This is a genomic window from Nocardia citri (genome assembly GCF_054065835.1).
The window spans coordinates 399,210-414,386 of sequence record NZ_JBSUQM010000002.1 but is presented as its reverse complement, the minus strand read 5'-3'; the positions used below and the strand labels follow the sequence as shown (position 1 = coordinate 414,386).

At 64.8% G+C, this 15,177-nt stretch carries 17 protein-coding genes; 10 read left to right on the top strand and 7 right to left on the bottom strand.

All coding sequences use genetic code 11. The features are described 5' to 3' along the window. Nucleotides 1-170: 170 nt before the first annotated feature. Both ACW2Q0_RS05665 and infA read left to right on the top strand, forming a co-directional pair. Nucleotides 171-911 carry a GNAT family N-acetyltransferase gene (locus tag ACW2Q0_RS05665; protein ID WP_457186856.1) on the top strand — a complete coding sequence of 247 codons (741 nt, stop codon included), beginning with the start codon at nucleotides 171-173 and terminating at the stop codon, nucleotides 909-911. Further along, nucleotides 908-1,132, top strand: a complete 225-nt coding sequence (infA, locus tag ACW2Q0_RS05660) for a translation initiation factor IF-1 (RefSeq protein WP_457186854.1) — start codon at nucleotides 908-910, stop codon at nucleotides 1,130-1,132. The genes ACW2Q0_RS05665 and infA overlap by 4 nt, the downstream gene beginning before the upstream one ends. A 97-nt stretch (nucleotides 1,133-1,229) precedes the next feature. On the opposite strand, the gene ACW2Q0_RS05655 is transcribed toward infA, so the two are convergent. The 3 genes from ACW2Q0_RS05655 to ACW2Q0_RS05645 are packed head-to-tail and all read right to left on the bottom strand — an operon-like array spanning nucleotide 1,230 to nucleotide 2,220. After that, nucleotides 1,230-1,628: a hypothetical protein gene (locus ACW2Q0_RS05655; protein WP_457186852.1), complete on the bottom strand. Its 399-nt coding sequence runs from the start codon at nucleotides 1,626-1,628 to the stop codon at nucleotides 1,230-1,232. After that, nucleotides 1,625-1,897, bottom strand: a complete 273-nt coding sequence (locus tag ACW2Q0_RS05650) for a hypothetical protein (RefSeq protein ID WP_457186850.1) — start codon at nucleotides 1,895-1,897, stop codon at nucleotides 1,625-1,627. The genes ACW2Q0_RS05655 and ACW2Q0_RS05650 overlap by 4 nt, the downstream gene beginning before the upstream one ends. Next, nucleotides 1,894-2,220 (bottom strand): hypothetical protein, encoded by a 327-nt coding sequence (locus ACW2Q0_RS05645; protein WP_457186848.1) that lies wholly within the window; start codon nucleotides 2,218-2,220, stop codon nucleotides 1,894-1,896. The genes ACW2Q0_RS05650 and ACW2Q0_RS05645 overlap by 4 nt, the downstream gene beginning before the upstream one ends. Nucleotides 2,221-2,406: 186 nt before the next feature. Between ACW2Q0_RS05645 and ACW2Q0_RS05640 the strand changes: the two genes are divergently transcribed. After that, nucleotides 2,407-3,744, top strand: coding sequence for a helix-turn-helix domain-containing protein (locus tag ACW2Q0_RS05640; RefSeq protein ID WP_457186846.1), 1,338 nt, complete (start codon nucleotides 2,407-2,409; stop codon nucleotides 3,742-3,744). On the opposite strand, the gene ACW2Q0_RS05635 is transcribed toward ACW2Q0_RS05640, so the two are convergent. Together ACW2Q0_RS05635 and ACW2Q0_RS05630 are read right to left on the bottom strand one after the other, a co-directional pair. Further along, nucleotides 3,695-4,288: a GNAT family N-acetyltransferase gene (locus ACW2Q0_RS05635; RefSeq protein ID WP_457186844.1), complete on the bottom strand. Its 594-nt coding sequence runs from the start codon at nucleotides 4,286-4,288 to the stop codon at nucleotides 3,695-3,697. The genes ACW2Q0_RS05640 and ACW2Q0_RS05635 overlap by 50 nt on opposite strands. A 138-nt stretch (nucleotides 4,289-4,426) precedes the next feature. After that, nucleotides 4,427-5,062 (bottom strand): QsdR family transcriptional regulator, encoded by a 636-nt coding sequence (locus tag ACW2Q0_RS05630; protein WP_457186842.1) that lies wholly within the window; start codon nucleotides 5,060-5,062, stop codon nucleotides 4,427-4,429. An 83-nt stretch (nucleotides 5,063-5,145) separates the two neighbouring features. On the opposite strand from ACW2Q0_RS05630, the gene ACW2Q0_RS05625 reads away from it, so the two are divergent. Continuing rightward, nucleotides 5,146-6,942 carry an acyl-CoA dehydrogenase gene (locus ACW2Q0_RS05625; protein WP_457186840.1) on the top strand — a complete coding sequence of 599 codons (1,797 nt, stop codon included), beginning with the start codon at nucleotides 5,146-5,148 and terminating at the stop codon, nucleotides 6,940-6,942. Between the two features lie 122 nt (nucleotides 6,943-7,064). Here the strand turns inward: ACW2Q0_RS05625 and ACW2Q0_RS05620 are convergent, their stop codons facing one another. Beyond that, nucleotides 7,065-7,430, bottom strand: a complete 366-nt coding sequence (locus ACW2Q0_RS05620) for a hypothetical protein (protein ID WP_457186839.1) — start codon at nucleotides 7,428-7,430, stop codon at nucleotides 7,065-7,067. A gap of 454 nt (nucleotides 7,431-7,884) precedes the next feature. Continuing rightward, nucleotides 7,885-9,135 (bottom strand): cytochrome P450, encoded by a 1,251-nt coding sequence (locus tag ACW2Q0_RS05615; RefSeq protein WP_457186838.1) that lies wholly within the window; start codon nucleotides 9,133-9,135, stop codon nucleotides 7,885-7,887. Nucleotides 9,136-9,260: 125 nt separating this feature from the next. Here ACW2Q0_RS05615 and ACW2Q0_RS05610 point away from each other — a divergent pair, with 125 nt between their 5' ends. The 6 genes from ACW2Q0_RS05610 (at nucleotide 9,261) to ACW2Q0_RS05585 (ending at nucleotide 15,137) form a co-directional block, all read left to right on the top strand. Further along, nucleotides 9,261-10,274, top strand: a complete 1,014-nt coding sequence (locus ACW2Q0_RS05610; RefSeq protein WP_457186836.1) for a carbon-nitrogen hydrolase family protein — start codon at nucleotides 9,261-9,263, stop codon at nucleotides 10,272-10,274. A 35-nt stretch (nucleotides 10,275-10,309) separates the two neighbouring features. Next, complete coding sequence (locus ACW2Q0_RS05605) at nucleotides 10,310-11,215, top strand: fumarylacetoacetate hydrolase family protein (RefSeq protein WP_457186834.1); 906 nt, start codon at nucleotides 10,310-10,312, stop codon at nucleotides 11,213-11,215. Between the two features lie 2 nt (nucleotides 11,216-11,217). Beyond that, entirely contained in the window at nucleotides 11,218-11,973 is a 756-nt protein-coding gene (locus ACW2Q0_RS05600) for a maleate cis-trans isomerase family protein (RefSeq protein ID WP_457186832.1), read from the top strand. Beyond that, on the top strand, nucleotides 11,973-12,665 hold the full coding sequence (locus tag ACW2Q0_RS05595; RefSeq protein WP_457186830.1) for a GntR family transcriptional regulator: 693 nt from the start codon (nucleotides 11,973-11,975) through the stop codon (nucleotides 12,663-12,665). The genes ACW2Q0_RS05600 and ACW2Q0_RS05595 overlap by 1 nt, the downstream gene beginning before the upstream one ends. Before the next feature lie 73 nt (nucleotides 12,666-12,738). Beyond that, nucleotides 12,739-13,851, top strand: a complete 1,113-nt coding sequence (locus ACW2Q0_RS05590; protein ID WP_457186828.1) for a cupin domain-containing protein — start codon at nucleotides 12,739-12,741, stop codon at nucleotides 13,849-13,851. A gap of 248 nt (nucleotides 13,852-14,099) precedes the next feature. Further along, the gene (locus ACW2Q0_RS05585; protein WP_457186827.1) at nucleotides 14,100-15,137 is read left to right on the top strand and encodes a fused (3R)-hydroxyacyl-ACP dehydratase subunits HadA/HadB; all 1,038 of its coding nucleotides are present in this window, start codon (nucleotides 14,100-14,102) and stop codon (nucleotides 15,135-15,137) included. Nucleotides 15,138-15,177: the final 40 nt, after the last annotated feature.

Genomic DNA, 15,177 nt, shown 5'->3' with positions numbered 1-15,177 from the left:
CCATGAACGTTGTATCGAAGTGGGAGCTCCCTCTCGACGTCACGGTTGGGCGAACGATCTAGCTGTCGCCGGGAGCGCCTGACACCCAAGGCTGCTCCGAAAGGGCGATAAGCTTGAATTCTGTAAATTTCACGTCCGATTCCAACCGACACGCCACTGTCATCACGCGCGTGTCGCAGACGCAGTGGCAGGCAGTGAATCGCGGCCTGCTGATCGGGTCGGGTGATGTTTCGCCACGGCCCGACGGCCGACTGTTCGTCAGCATCGACACGTGGCAGGCCGATGCCTTCGGCCCACTCGCCGCCACGATGCTGGCAGACCTGCCCAGACCCCTGTACACGGTGGTCGACGAGGCCGATCGGGATCTGGCAACCTGTTGGGAGCGTGCCGGTTTCACCACCCGGCGCCGGGAATGGGAATACCTCGTGCCGACCGATCCGCAGGTGACCGGGCTCGATGCGGTGGTGCCGCCGTCGGATACGACGATCCTGGCCGCCGGCGCCGCGGCGGAAGGCCCGCTGCGCAAGGTGGATCGAGCGATTCGCGACGAGGTAGAGGCGACCGTCGGCTGGCGGGAGATGCCGGCCGAGATACTGCCGCGCACCGGGGGCGACACCGTGGTGGATCCGTCGAAATACGCGGTGGCGGCACAATCCGATCGATATGTGGGACTGATCCGCGTCGTACAGGTGACTCGGCTGCCGCGGATCGGGCTGATCGCCGTACGGGCCGATCAGCACCGCCGGGGTATCGCGCGGGCACTGCTGGCGCACGCATTGGGCGCCCTGCATCAGCGCGGGATCGCCAGGGCGGCAACCGAAGTGAACGAGTCGAACGCTGCGGCCACCGCGCTGTTCGAGAGCATCGGAGCCGAGCGCGTGAACAGCAACCTGGAGTTGGTGCTGCGATGAGTAAGAACGGAAAGGGAATCGAAATCGAGGGCACTGTGATCGAGTGCCTGCGCAATGCCACCTTCACTGTGGAACTTCGGAACGGGCACCAAGTGCTCGCCCATATCAGCGGGAAGATTCGGAAGAACTACATCAAAATCCAGCTGCAGGACCGGGTACTCGTCGAGTTGAGTCCATACGACCTCACTCGCGGCCGGATCCTGTTCCGGTACCGCAATTAGTGCTGGTGTGGGCGGCCGGATAGTCGGCCGCCCACCCGGGGTCCGTCGATCGTTCGGCGTTCCCGCAGCTACAAACCCAGCCGAATTCGCGACGGAGTCACAACAGCCAGCCCGGTCGGTTGTCGACCCACACCACAGGCCGGGGGATAGTGCCGTCGCCGATGCACGCCCACAACGTGGAGGTGGGCATCTGGTGGTAGCGCGCTCTGATGGCGGCGGTGTCGGCGAATCGCACGACCGGCGGCCGCGGAAACGGGTCACCGTTGGGGCTCCAAGCGTCGATGCACGCCAACGACCAGCCGGGATGATCGCCGACTTGGATATCGGGTGAGGGCACCCAGGTGTGGGTACTGTGTCGCCAGGCCGCCAGCTTCGACGCGGGAAAGCCAACGATCAACGCGAACTGGGCCAGACCGAAGTAGCGGCGGATTCCGGCGTCGCGTGAGTCCGGCCGGTAGGCGGCGGGCATCGGCATCCGGTTGGCGGGGATTCTCACTGATCGGCCCACTCGCGCACTGCGTCTGCGATGCGCTCCACCAATTCGACTGACAGATCCATCCGAGCTGGCGGCCCAACACGCGGGATCCGCTGCGGCAGTTCGGAGTCAATGACGGAGGTGGCATCTATATCAATGAACGCCGCCCCCAACGCAGGAGCCGTTTCCGGCTCGAGGACCGGCATCTCGATGGCGTCGAATTCCTCGACCCATCCATCGTTACCGAGGAAACCCCATGTGCCGTCACTGAATTCGATCAGGCCACTCATCGGACGGCCTCCCGCGTGGGCTGGAGCTTGCCCGCGTCGACGCGGATCCAGTACGCGGTGTTCTTGGCGTCGCAGATCTCACGGCTGCACTCGAGGTGTTCTTGCAGGACGTAGCCAGCTTCGTCGACGGTGTACCCGTCGGGTGGTGCGGGGTGAATACGCGAGATTTCGCGGGTGACGCGGTCGAGGATGTCGGTTGCCGGGACCGCCTCGTCCGGAACGGCATCGGAGCCGAGCAAGTAGGGCAGGCCATAGAAGATGAGCCACAGGAAGAACATCACTGCGGCGGCGACAACCATGGCTGTGACGAGTTCAGCGGGCATTGAGCAAAACCCCCAGGTACGTAGTTCCGTGTTGGAGTGCACTCGGTACCGGGGCGGGATACACCCAGCACCGGGTGCCAGCTCTAGCGTGTCCGTCGTTGGGTAGGTCGAAAAAGTGCAGCAACTGTGCAGAAAGCGGTACTTTTGCCCGTGTAGTCACTAGCTGCGTTGGAAGTGGGGAACCCGATGCCGGAGATTGAGTGGACGGCCGCAGAGGTCGTTGCGTTGCGAGAGGCGTTGCGCCTGAGTCGGATCGAATTCGCCCGCAAACTGGGGGTAACTCGTCGGACGCTGGTCTCTTGGGAGACCGAACGGACAACGGCCCTGCGAGCGGCCAGCCGACGGTTGCTCTACGAGGCACTGTCCGAGCTCGACATCGATCAGCGGGGGCGGTTCGATGCGGCGCTTTCTATCGGTCATGATGGACCGGTCGGCCGCGAGTTCGACGTGAAGGAGATCGAATCGGGCACTCGCGCAGCCTTTGTGGAAGGTCTACCGTTTGACATTGTGGAGCGACGAGAATTTGTTCGGCTGATGGGTATCGTCGCCGCTCAGATATCCGCACCCGCCGCAACCCAGAACATCGTCATGGACAAGCCGATTCTCGGCCGAGCGAACCTCCGGGTTGACGAGGAGGTCATAAGCGGTATCGAGGCGATGCTGGCGAAGGCTATGGACACCGACGATCAGTTCGGCCCGTGGCTTGTGCTGCGCTCGGTATTGGCTCAGCAGAGCCTTGTCGCGTCGGTGCTGCCAGATTGTCCGTCACAGTTGCGTCCGAGACTGCTGTCAGTGTTCGCGAACCTAACGCGGTTCGCTGGTTGGCTTTACTTCGACATGGGCGATTTGGTCTCCGCCTGCAAGTTTTACGATGAGGCGCGCACCGCGGCCCACGAAGCCCGGGACGTAAAGTTAGCGGCATTCACGCTCTCGCACCTAAGCCATCTCGCCCTCTGGCGAGGCCTCCCGCGGCTTGCGGTCGATCACGCCACCGCCGCATTGAACTGGGCGCGACGGACCGATGATCGACTGCTGGTCGCAGATGCGGCGGAGATGGCTGCACGTGCCTATGCCGAAATCGGCGAGAAAGCCGCCTGCCTTGCGATCTTGGACGAAAACTCGGCGGCGGTCGCCGAGTCGGTCGGACTGAATCAGCCTGTGTCTTCGTTCGCCTATTTCTACGGTCCCGGTCTCAGCGCGGCAGCCCGAAGTCACTGCATGCGACGCCTGGGCGATTCGGCGAAAGCTCAAACAGCAGCTCTGGAGTCGCTGAAGTTGATCGATCCGACGTTTGTGCGGGACCGCGCGTTCTCGGTGCTCGAGCTCGGCAATGCCTACATCGTCCAGCGGGAAATCGAAGCGGCGGCATCTGCGATCGCGGACGCCGCCAACCTGGCCAAGAAGAACCAGAGCGGCCGTCTGGTCGAAGCGCTGCGCAATGCCCGCTCCGACTTGGCTCCGTGGCAGGATTCGATCAAGGTTCGGGAGTTGGACCAGGAACTCGCAGCTCACGGCTTCCTCTGATCGGCAGCTCCAGCGCATAGAACGCAAGGAATTCGATCGGCGCATCGGGCGGGAAGTATCGGTAGCCAACGGGTTCTGTCTCCGGTCGCCCGATCAGTGAGTGAACACCGATCGCCCCCGGCAGCACCGAATACGCAACTCGCTGCTCAGGTCGATCGGTGAGAAGGCGCTGGATCACCTTCCGCCCAATGCCTTTTCGCTGCCAATCCGGATCGACCGCCAGACCACTTATCAGGAAGGTTCGACCGCCCGACTCCGCGGTGAACTCGGGCGGCAGCGACTCTACCTTGTCCCACCAGCCGTCCGCCGACTCGAGCGGATACCCATAAGCGGCGCCGACGACAACATCGTCCATCTCGGCGGTCACCAGTACGACACCTGGCCTGGTGAGTAACGATGCGAGCACATCGCGGTGTCGCGCCGACTCCGCCGCCGACCATCGGTGCGGCGGAAGGCAAAAGGCTCGGTCGAACAGCGCACACACCGAGTCCGCCAACATCATCGCGCGCGGGGTATCGCAGCGATGCACTTCCGGCAGGTCCACCAACATGTGCTCCCTCGCTTCGCCCGACCCCTACTTTCCTTCACGCATGCTGCGCATGTCCAGCCATCTCGGCATTGGTGATCTCTCCCAAGTCTGCGCGGCGTGCCCGGACCAGCGGCCGACCCAAGATATGAACAGCTACCGGCTGCCCTGATCCGGGTCCAGCCCGAGAATGACCGCCAGCACCGCGCGCAACCGCTGGACATCGCCGCGAATGCCGGTCACCGCATCCTGATACAGGAACGCCTCGATGAGCCGGACCAGCGCATAGGCGAAGGTGTGCGTATCGACGCGGTTCTGGTAGCCCTGCGCCATCGCGGTATCGAGGATGTCGGCGACCACCCCGACCACCTTCGGCTGTACCGGCCCGTCACTGGTGGTGATGATGCGGCCCGCGGTGGATTGTTCGGTCGCGATGAAATACCGGTATGCCTCGCTGCGCGTCATCCAGTGCGCCACGCGGTCCAGTAGGGCGAGTACCCGCGGGGCGCCTGTGCCGTCGGTGCGTGTCTGCGCCGCGAGGACCATCCGCTCGAATTCCGACACAATGACCGCACCGAGCAGACCGTCGCGCGAACCGAACCAGCGGTAGATGGTCGCGCGCGACAAACCGAGTTCCGCCGCGATCGCCTGCACATCGACCCGTTCGCAAGCGAGGAACTGGGCACTGGCCGCCGCGAGCACCTGGTCCTGGGAGGCGGCGGCGGGACGGCCGACGGGTCGGGCGGTACCGGAGGTGGTGGTCATCCCAGCCTTGGGATCGATTCGCGACACATGAGTAGTAACGTACCAAATCGACCCGAGCGAGTACCGTGCCCGTCTGGGCCAGTGCTCCGCCACCGCGAGAGGATGTGCCCGTGCGCTCGAACCTGATCTCCCGTAGAGACCTGGACTTCCTGCTCTACGAATGGCTGCGGGTCGAGGAGCTCACGACGCTACCCCGGTTCGCCGAACACTCGAGGCAGACCTTCGACGGCTTTCTCGACCTCTGCGCGGACCTGGCCACCCAGCACTTCGCCACCCACAACAAGCGCAACGACACCAATGAGCCGACCTTCGACGGCGAGCGGGTCACCATCATCCCGGAGGTGAAGGCCGCGATCGAGGCCTTCACCAAGGCCAATCTCGTCGGCGCCGCGATGGATGAGCAGATCGGCGGGCTGCAGCTGCCCGCCACGCTGGAGGCGGCCGGGTTCTGCTGGTTCCAGGCGGCCAATATCGGCACTACCGGCTACCTCTTCCTGACCGTCGGCAATGCCAACCTCCTCGCCGCGCACGGCACCCCGGAGCAGATCGACCGCTTCGTCAAGCCCATGGTCGAGGGCCGGTTCACCGGAACGATGTGTCTGTCCGAACCACAGGCGGGCTCCTCGCTCGCCGATATCGTCACCCGCGCCGAACCTCAGAACGACGGCACCTACCGGCTGTTCGGCTCGAAAATGTGGATCTCCGGTGGCGATCACGAGCTGACGGAAAACATCGTGCACCTCGTCCTGGCCAAGATTCCGGGCGGACCGGCCGGGACCAAGGGCATCTCGCTGTTCGTCGTACCGAAATACCTGGTGGCCGAGGATGGATCGCTCGGTGCGCGCAACGATGTGGTGCTGGCGGGTTTGAACCACAAGATGGGATATCGGGGCACCACCAATACGGTGCTGAATTTCGGTGAGGGCAAGCACAATCCGGATGGTGCGCCCGGCGCGGTGGGTTACCTTGTCGGCGAACCGCATCGCGGCCTGTCCTACATGTTCCACATGATGAACGAGGCACGCCTCGGCGTCGGTCTGGGCGCAACGGCATTGGGCTACACCGGATATCTGAAATCACTCGAATACGCCCGCGAACGCCGTCAAGGCCGCGCGGTCACCGCCAAGGACCCGTCCACAGCACAGGTGCCGATCATCGAACATGCCGATGTGCGGCGAATGCTGTTGGCGCAGAAGGCTTATGTCGAGGGTGCGCTCGCACTGCTGCTCTACTGCAACCGTCTCGCCGATCTGGAACGCACCGCGACAGATCCGGCGGCCAAACGTGACTACACCCTGCTGCTGGAAATTCTCACCGGTGTGGCGAAGAGTTGGCCGTCGCAATGGTGTCTGGAGGCCAATAACCTGGCCATCCAGGTGCACGGCGGCTACGGCTACACGCGCGAATACGATGTCGAACAGCACTACCGCGATAACCGCCTCAACCCCATCCACGAAGGCACCCACGGCATCCAGGGTCTGGATCTGTTGGGCCGCAAGGTGATCCAGCACGACGGCGCGAGCCTGCGCCTACTCGCCGCACAGATCGAGCGGACCGTCCTCGCGGCCACCGAGGCGGGTGGCGAGTGGACCGAATTCGGTGGCCAGCTCGACGCGGTCTGGCAGCGGTTGCTCACCGTCACCGGCTGGATGTTCGCCTCCGGCGATATCGCCGCCGCCATCGCGAATTCCAGCATCTACCTGGAGGCATTCGGGCACGTCGTGGTCGCCTGGATCTGGCTGGAGCAGGCGCTCGCCGCCCATGGCAACGACGGCGACTTCTACGACGGCAAGCGCGCGGCGGCCCGCTACTTCTTCCGCTACGAATTGCCCAAGACCACACCGCAATTGGATCTGCTGGAGCTGATGGACCGCACCACGCTGGATATGCGCGACGCCTGGTTCTGACCGCCCGCGTCAGACGACCAATGGTTGCCGCCCGGTTCGGGTGCGGCGCCAGGCCACGGCGAGGAATACCAGCAGGCCGATCAACGGCACGGTGCCGGCCCGGGGCCCGGGTCGAAATCGGTTTATGCGCAGCGGAATTGGAAGCCAGCGACCGGTGTCGCATCGGCTGCCACGTCGACCTGAACGTAGGCGATGCTCGCCAATTCGCAGCCGGAGGGAACGGCGGTCACCTGCGCCTGGTAGCAGCCGTTCGGGAAGGTCTGCGTCGCTGTTCCATCGCCCCCGGTCGTCAAGGTGGCCAGTACTGGACCGGCGGCGCAGGTGGTGATGCCGACGCCGACACCCGTCACCGGCAGTTGATCGGTGCCGGTCGTCGCCTGCACCTTCAGCGGACTGTCGCCCGGTGCCTGCGCACCGGCCGCGCCGGCGGGCAGCATCGCCACCAGTGCAGCACCGAATACGGATGTGACGAGCAGCGTGTTGCGCAAACGAGTCTCCCTCGGTGGGTGTGAACGGATCCGGGCGATCGCCCCTGCCACCGTATTCCAACCCGACCAGCACGGCCACGACCCGAGGCCGCCAGTCGCGCCGGGAATCATGCTCGATCCACGAGTACAGCGACCGCCTTGTCGCCCGACGTGTTATCACGGCGAGCTTTCGATCAGTACCGACCAGAGGCAAGCCCGCGAGGCTTACCCAAGGGTGTCACGGGAGTCCTCATGTGCAGCGTTGCTGTGGCCGTTGATCATCAAAGGGTCGATCGCACAAGTCCACCGTCGCGCCGCTGGCGCTCGCCACTGCGCTCACGGCGGTGAACATCGACGCGCTACCGACCACGGAGCCGGTGGCTCCCGCTCTCGGCAGACCGGCCGAGCAATCGCCGACAATACAGCTCAGGGTGCAGCGGCGCCCGCCAGGAACACCGGCCTCGGGCTGCGTGGGTTATCCGTCCCATTCGACCGGAAGCGCGCGCGGCCCTCGGAAGCTGGCATTGGTCGGGAAACGCAGTGGCTCGTGCGTTCGCAGGCGGAGCCCGGGCAGGCGTTCTGCGAGATGTTCGACCATGATCGTGGTCTCGAGCTTGCCCAGGTTTGCGCCTATGCAGTAGTGGATGCCGCGCCCCATCGACAGGTGCCGGTGCGCGTCCTCCCGAGTGATGTCGAAGCGCTCGGGGTCAGGGAAGCGTCGCGGATCGTGATTGGCCGAAGCCAACGACAGCAGCAGGCGCGACCCCGCCGGCACGGTGACACCGCCCAGTTCCACGTCCCGTGTCGCGGTCCGGCGCCACGCTATCACCGAGGAGTCGAAACGGAATGCCTCCTCGATCGCGGCGGGAATCAACGCGCGATCGGCTACCAGACGACGCCAGACGTCGCCGTCCGCCAGAACCCGGCGCAGCAGGTTCACGGTGAGATTCGTGGAGGTCTCGTGGCCTGCGAACGCGAGCTGGAACAGCAGTGTGGCGATCTCACCGTCGGTCAACTGGTCCGGCTCGCCGGTCTGCTGCTCGACCAGATCACTGGTGAAGTCATCGGCGGGGTGCCTCTTGCGGTGGTCGACGAAATCGACGCAGTACTCCCAGAACAGGCACATGGCCTCGGCGGCGGCGACCTGGTGCTCCTCGGTGGCCCGGCCGTGGACGAACTCGAGCTTGTCGCCGCACCAGCTTTTGAGCATCTCGGTGTCGCAGGTCGGGAAGCCCAGCATCGTGAAAATCGTGTAGGCCGGCAGCGGGAAAGCGTACTGCCCGACCAAATCCGCCTGCCCGTCGGCGGCGAAGGTGTCGAGCAGCTGGGTGGCCACCTCGTGGATACGGGGTACGAGTTCGCGGGTCCGGCGCGGCGAGAAGGCTCGCGCCAGGTGTTTACGGATGTAGGTGTGCCGTGGTGGGTCGCAGTTCGAGGTCGCGGGCTGCAAACCGAATCGGCGTTTCATGATCTCCGCCGCCCGAGGTGCGACCGGTGACAGCGGATCCTGGACATTCTTCGCGGAGAAAGTCTCCGGGTCCAAGAAGACCGACTCGACGTCCTCATACCGGGTCACGACATAGAAGCCGATCTGTGGTGCGAAGAAGACGTCGTTGCGCTCGCGGAACCGCGCGACGTACCGGTAGGGGTCTTCGACGTACTCGGAACCGATCGGATCGAAACTGTGCTCGACGGGGCAATGCCCCGCCTCAGCGCTTGGCTCCACTCGCATCTCCCTTCCAACCGGGGTCACCTGCCGCGGGAACCGACCTGGGTTAGATTTGATCAAATCTAATGATAGGGTAATCTTCACAACAGATTTGATCAAACGTCCCGGACCAAAGGACGAACATGGTGGACTATCCGAAGTTCCGCGCAGCCGCGGTGCAGGCATCGCCGGTGTTCCTGGATACCGCTGCGACCGTGGCCAAAGCGTGTGCCCTGATCGCGGAGGCTGCCGCAGAGGGGGCCGAACTGGTGGCCTTTCCCGAAGTCTTCGTGCCGGGCTATCCCTACTGGAACTGGACGATGTCGCCGATTCAAGGAAGCGCCTGGTTCGAGCGGTTGTTCGATGCCGCGATCGATGTGCCGGGCCCGGAAGTCGACCAACTCGGCGCGGCGGCGCGGCGCGCCGGCTGCACGGTCGTGATCGGCGTCAACGAGCGTGACCCCTACTCGATGGGAACGCTCTACAACTCCGTGGTGTTCATCGGCTCTGACGGCACGCTGCTGGGTGTGCACCGCAAGCTCGTTCCGACCTGGGCGGAGAAGCTCACCTGGGCGGGCGGTGACGGTCAGTCCCTGCGCGTGTACGACACCGCGCTCGGCCGGCTCGGGGCGCTGGCCTGCGGCGAGAACACCAATACGCTGGCCCGGTTCGCGCTGCTCGCACAGGGCGAGACCGTGCACGTGGCCAACTACATCGCATTGCCGGTCGCGCCCGACGACTACGACATGGTCGAGGCGATCAAGGTCCGCTCGGCCGCGCACTCGTTCGAGGGCAAAATTTTCTCGATCGTGTCCTGCGCGGCGATCAGCGAAGAGATCGTGGACACCGTGGCCCACGACGACGAGTCGCGAAAGCTGTTGCAGCGCAAGCACAGTGCCTTCAGTGGGATCTTCGGGCCGGACGGCCGGCTGATCGGCGACCCGCTGATCGACGAAGAAGGCATCGTCTACGCGGAGATCGATCTGCGGCGCTGCATCCAACCCAAGCAGATGCACGACATCATCGGCCACTACAACCGTTTCGACGTGCTCCAGTTGCACCTCGACCGCCGGCCGAGAACCGGCCTGGTGTTCACGCCCGACCCAGGCCACGAACCCGAGACTGGGCCGCCCACGGCCGAATTCGACCTCAGCTGAACTCGGCCCGACCAACCCATCCTTCAGGAGCAGCGATGCGTTTTGCCAGCTTCACACCCGCCCCCGGCGCCGACTCCCGACTCGGCCTGGTCATCGCTGATGACACGACCGTGGTCGACCTTCGGTCGGCGCTACGCGGAGAACTCGACGTGCCCGGCGACCTGCGGGCACTCATCGAGGCGGGTCCCGAAGTCCTCGACCGCGTACGCGAGTCCGTCCGCGGCCGGACGTCGTGGCCGGAGGGCACCACCTATGCGCTGGCCGACATCAAACTGTGCGCACCCCTGCGGCCCGGCAAGGTGATCGGCGTCGGGCTGAACTACGTCGAGCATGTCGAGGAATCGAGCCGCTCGCTGGACACCGACGAGAAGCTCCCCGAGCGTCCGGTGCTGTTCAGCAAGCCGGGCACGGCGGTCGTGGGTCCCGGCGAGCCGATCCGGCACAACGCCCGGTTGACCGAGCAACTGGACTGGGAGTGCGAGCTCGCTGTGGTGATCGGCTCGACCGCCCGATCGGTCGAGCGCGGTCATGCGTACCGCTACATCTTCGGATACACCATTCTCAACGACATCAGCGCGCGCGACCAGCGCCGCTCCGGGCAGTGGTTCTTCTCGAAAGGCCAGGACAGCTACGCGCCCTTGGGCCCGATCGTCGTCACCACCGACGAACTGCCCGACCCGCACACGCTCGACCTGGCCCTGTTCGTCAACGGGGAGCAGAAGCAGAGCGGCAACAGCAAGCAGATGCTGTTCCCGATCCCGCAGCTGATCGAGGACATCACCTCGGGGGTCACCCTGGAGCCGGGCGATGTCATCGCCACCGGCTCACCGCAGGGTGTGGGCGCGGCCCAGAATCCGCCGCAGTTCCTGCAGCCGGGTGACATCGTCGAGGCACGTATCGAGGGCATCGGCACGCTGTCCAACCCGGTCGAGGCGGTCTGACGATGTCAGGTCAGGTTCACCGCGTCGGACTGATCGTCCCGAGCTCCAACATCACCATGGAGACCGAGATTCCCGCGATGCTGCGCGCCCGCGAGCGCATCGAGCCGGAGCGGTTCACGTTCCACTCTTCGCGGATGCGAATGAAGTCCGTGACCAGCGAGGAGCTGGCGGCCATGGACGACGAGTCCGACCGCTGCGCGGCAGAGCTCGCAGACGCCGATGTAGCGGTGTTCGCATATGCGTGTCTGGTCGCGATCATGTCGCGGGGGCACGGCTACCACTGCGTCTCGCAGGAACGGCTGGCCGGCCGGGCCCGGGAGAATGGCTCGTCGGCCCCCGTGGTGACCAGCGCCGGCGCTCTGGTCAACGCGCTCGGCACACTCGGAGCCCGCAGCGCCGCGCTCATCGCGCCATATATGAAACCGCTGACCGAGCAGGTCGTGGACTACATCCGCAACGAGGGCTACACGATCACCGACCACATCGCGCTCGAGATCCCGGACAACCTCGAGGTGGGCAACCAGGATCCGATGGCTCTCGACGCCGTCGTCGACCGGCTCGACCACAGTGCCGCCGACGTGGTGATCCTGTCGGCGTGCGTCCAGATGCCCTCACTCGACGCGATCCAGGCCGTCCAGGATCGGATCGGTAAACCCGTGGTCTCCGCCGCCGTCGCCACCACCTACGAGATCCTGAAGGCTCTCGATCTGAAGCCGGTGGTACCCGACGCCGGAGAGTTGCTGAACGGAAGTTACTGATGCACACGCCCCAATTGCGTGCACCCGCCCGCACCACCACGACCGACCAGGCGTACAACACGATTTTGTCGGCCATTCTCGACGGCTCGATTCCCGCCGGCGCCGCGCTGCCCCTACAGCAGTTGGCGAAGGATTTGGGGATGAGCATGATGCCCGTCCGCGAGGCCATCCGGCAGCTCGAGGCCACCGGAATCATCGAGGTGGAACCGCATCGTGGTGCCCGCGTGCGGTCGTTGACCGACGAGGATCTCATCGATACCTACCTCACCCGGATCGTGCTCGAGGGGGCCTTGGTCAAGCAGGCCGCCCAGAATTTCGACGCGGACACCGCCCGCACGGCCCGCGAGGCGCTCGACGCCCAGCAGCTCGCCCTTCGCCTCGATGATCAAGCCGGCGCACGCAAAGCCCACGAAGACTTCCACTTCACCGTCTACCGAGCGGCAGGCTCGGCGTGGCTGTTCCGGTCGATCGGTCCTACCTGGCACAACAGCGAGCGGTACCGGGCTGCGGCGCTGGCCGACCCAGCCCAAGTCGAGTACCGCCGCCGCGAACACGAGCTGATCCTCGACCGGTGCCTCGCCCGCGACCCGGTCGAGGCCTATCAAGCCCTCGAGGCTCACCTGCTGAGCACCGTCGAGGGTTTCCACGCGGAGGCGGCCGCCCGCCTGCGCGAACTGCTCGACAAGCAGTGAACTGATGCGTCGGCCGGCCGAAGCGCACGCTCCGGCGTCCGACGATCGGACCTCCGATGCACAAGGAGCGAAAATGACGAGTGATGATGTTCTCGGCCGGGCCCGGGTGCGTGATACCTCTGAACTGCGCGCCTATTACAAACGCCTCGAAGAGCTCGAGGCCGGTGCGCTGTGGACGATCGCCAACAAGATCGAGCCGTGGTACCCCCAGCCCCAGTCGATCCCCATGCACTGGCGCTACCAGGACCTGCGCCCTTTGGTGCTCGAGGCGCTCGGACTGGTCAGTGGCGACGACGCCGGCCGGCGCGTGGTCGCTCTCTACAATCCCCAGCGGCGCGATATCGCCGCGACGGTCGGGCTGCTGTACACCGGTCTGCAGGTCATGGCGCCTGGAGAGGCGATGACCGCCCACCGCCACCAGGCTGCCGCGCTGCGGTTCGTCGTCGAGGGAACCGGCGCGTGGACAATCGTCGACGGCCAGAAGCTCAGAGTCGGGCCGCGGGACTTCGCGATCACACCGAACTGGACCTGGCACGAGCACGGCAACCAGGGCGAGGAGTCCGCCGGCCCGGTCATCTGGCAGGACGGCCTGGACATCCCCTTGGTCAACGCCCTGGACGCGCCATTCTACGAAGTCCATCCGGACGTTTACCAGAAGCAGGAAGGGATGGTGAACTCGTCCCTGTCGATCTACGGCGCCGGGCAGTTACGGCCCTTCGGCGACACCTGGAGCAAAAACCACTCGCCGCTGCTGGCCTACCCCTGGGCACCCACCTACGAAGCTCTGCTCAACGCCGCGAAGGTAACCGACGGCTCGCCGTACGACGGCATCATCATGGAGTACAGCAACCCGCTGACCGGCGGATCTGTCATGCCCACGATGAGCGCGCACATGCAGTTGCTGCGCGCGGGTGAGGCGACCCTGGCGCACCGGCAGGTCGGCTCGAAGATCTACACCGTGGCCAAGGGCAGCGGCACCTCTGTCGTCGAAGGCCGGCGGTTCGAGTGGAGCGAGGGCGATATTTTCTGCGTACCCTCCTGGGCCTGGCATGAGCATGCGAACGCGAGCCGATCCGATGACGCCTGCCTATTCTCGTTCAACGACTTCCCGGTCATGCGCGCACTCGGGTTCTTCCGCGAAGAGTCGTACACGGACAACGGGGGCCATCAGCCATCGGGGGTCTGAGAGTAGCCGACGACTCGCATGGCCCGGTAGCGTATCGTTAGCCCCCGACAGTGTGACGTTGTCGTATACACAGCAAGCATTACACCCCCAACCTGCGGAAAATTGCTGTGGTGCAGGGTGTCTCGTGAACGTTCGATTGTTTTCCTCAGCAACAGCGCTGTGTCATGTGGAAGGGTGGAGTTCACTCGTGAATTCCATTCTGCGGATACCGATTACGAGTTCTGAAGGAATCTGGAGCGAGGAGCGGCTTGGTGGAAGCGACGTTCGATGTGGCTGGGCTGGTGGGGTATCGCTATCGCGCGGATGACTACTACGAAGCGGGTCGGGAGAAGATCCGCGAGTATGCGCGAGCTGTGCAGGATTTCCACCCGGCGCACTGGAGCGAGGACGCTGCCGGTGAGCTCGGGTATGCCGGTTTGGTCGCGCCGACCACGTTCATCTCGATCGCCGCGATGCTAGCCAACCGTAAGCTCTTCGAAACGGTCATCACCGGCTACGACGTGCTCGTGCAGACCGATCAGGTTTTCGAGATGTACAAGCCGGTGCTCACTGGCGACCGGTTGGTCAGCGATGTCGAACTCGCTGCGGTTCGCCGCACAGCGGGCAAGGATCTGCTCACTATCACCAACACCTTCGCCGACCAGACGGGCGAGGTTGTGCAGATCATGCACACGACCGTCATCGGCCTGACCGGGGAGGACGTCGACGCCGGCATCGGTGACGCGATCGAGCGTGTGATCATGCACGGAATCGACATGACCTCTCGAATCGCGGCCTCGGCCGTGCCCGCGCAGATTGCGGCGGAGCCGGTTTCCGAGACCGACCCACGCCTTTCCCCGATCTCGCGGACGCGTGTCCCGCGCACCGCAATCCGATTCGAGGACGTCACCGTCGGTGACGAGCTTCCTGCTCGGATCGTGCAGCTGACACGGGGTGACCTGGTGAATTACGCAGGGACCTCGGGTGACGCGAACCCGATCCACTGGCACGACGACGTCGCTGTGCAAGCAGGTCTTCCTGATGTGATCGCGCACGGCATGCTCACCATGGGCCTAGGAGCAGGGTTTGTCACCAAATGGCTCGGTGATCCAGGCGCGATCACCAGGTATGGGGTCCGGCTCTCGAACTACACGATCATCGAAGCCACCTCCGCTGGGAGCGTCGAGTTCACCGGGCGCATCAAGTCGGTCGACCCCGAGACCCGGACCGCTGTCGTCGTCATCGTCGCGAAGTCCGCAGGGCGCAAGGTCTTCGGCCTGGCCACTGCGGATGTTCGCCTCGCATAGTCTCCAGCGCACCTCTCAGAGTCGCACAATGCCGGAAAAC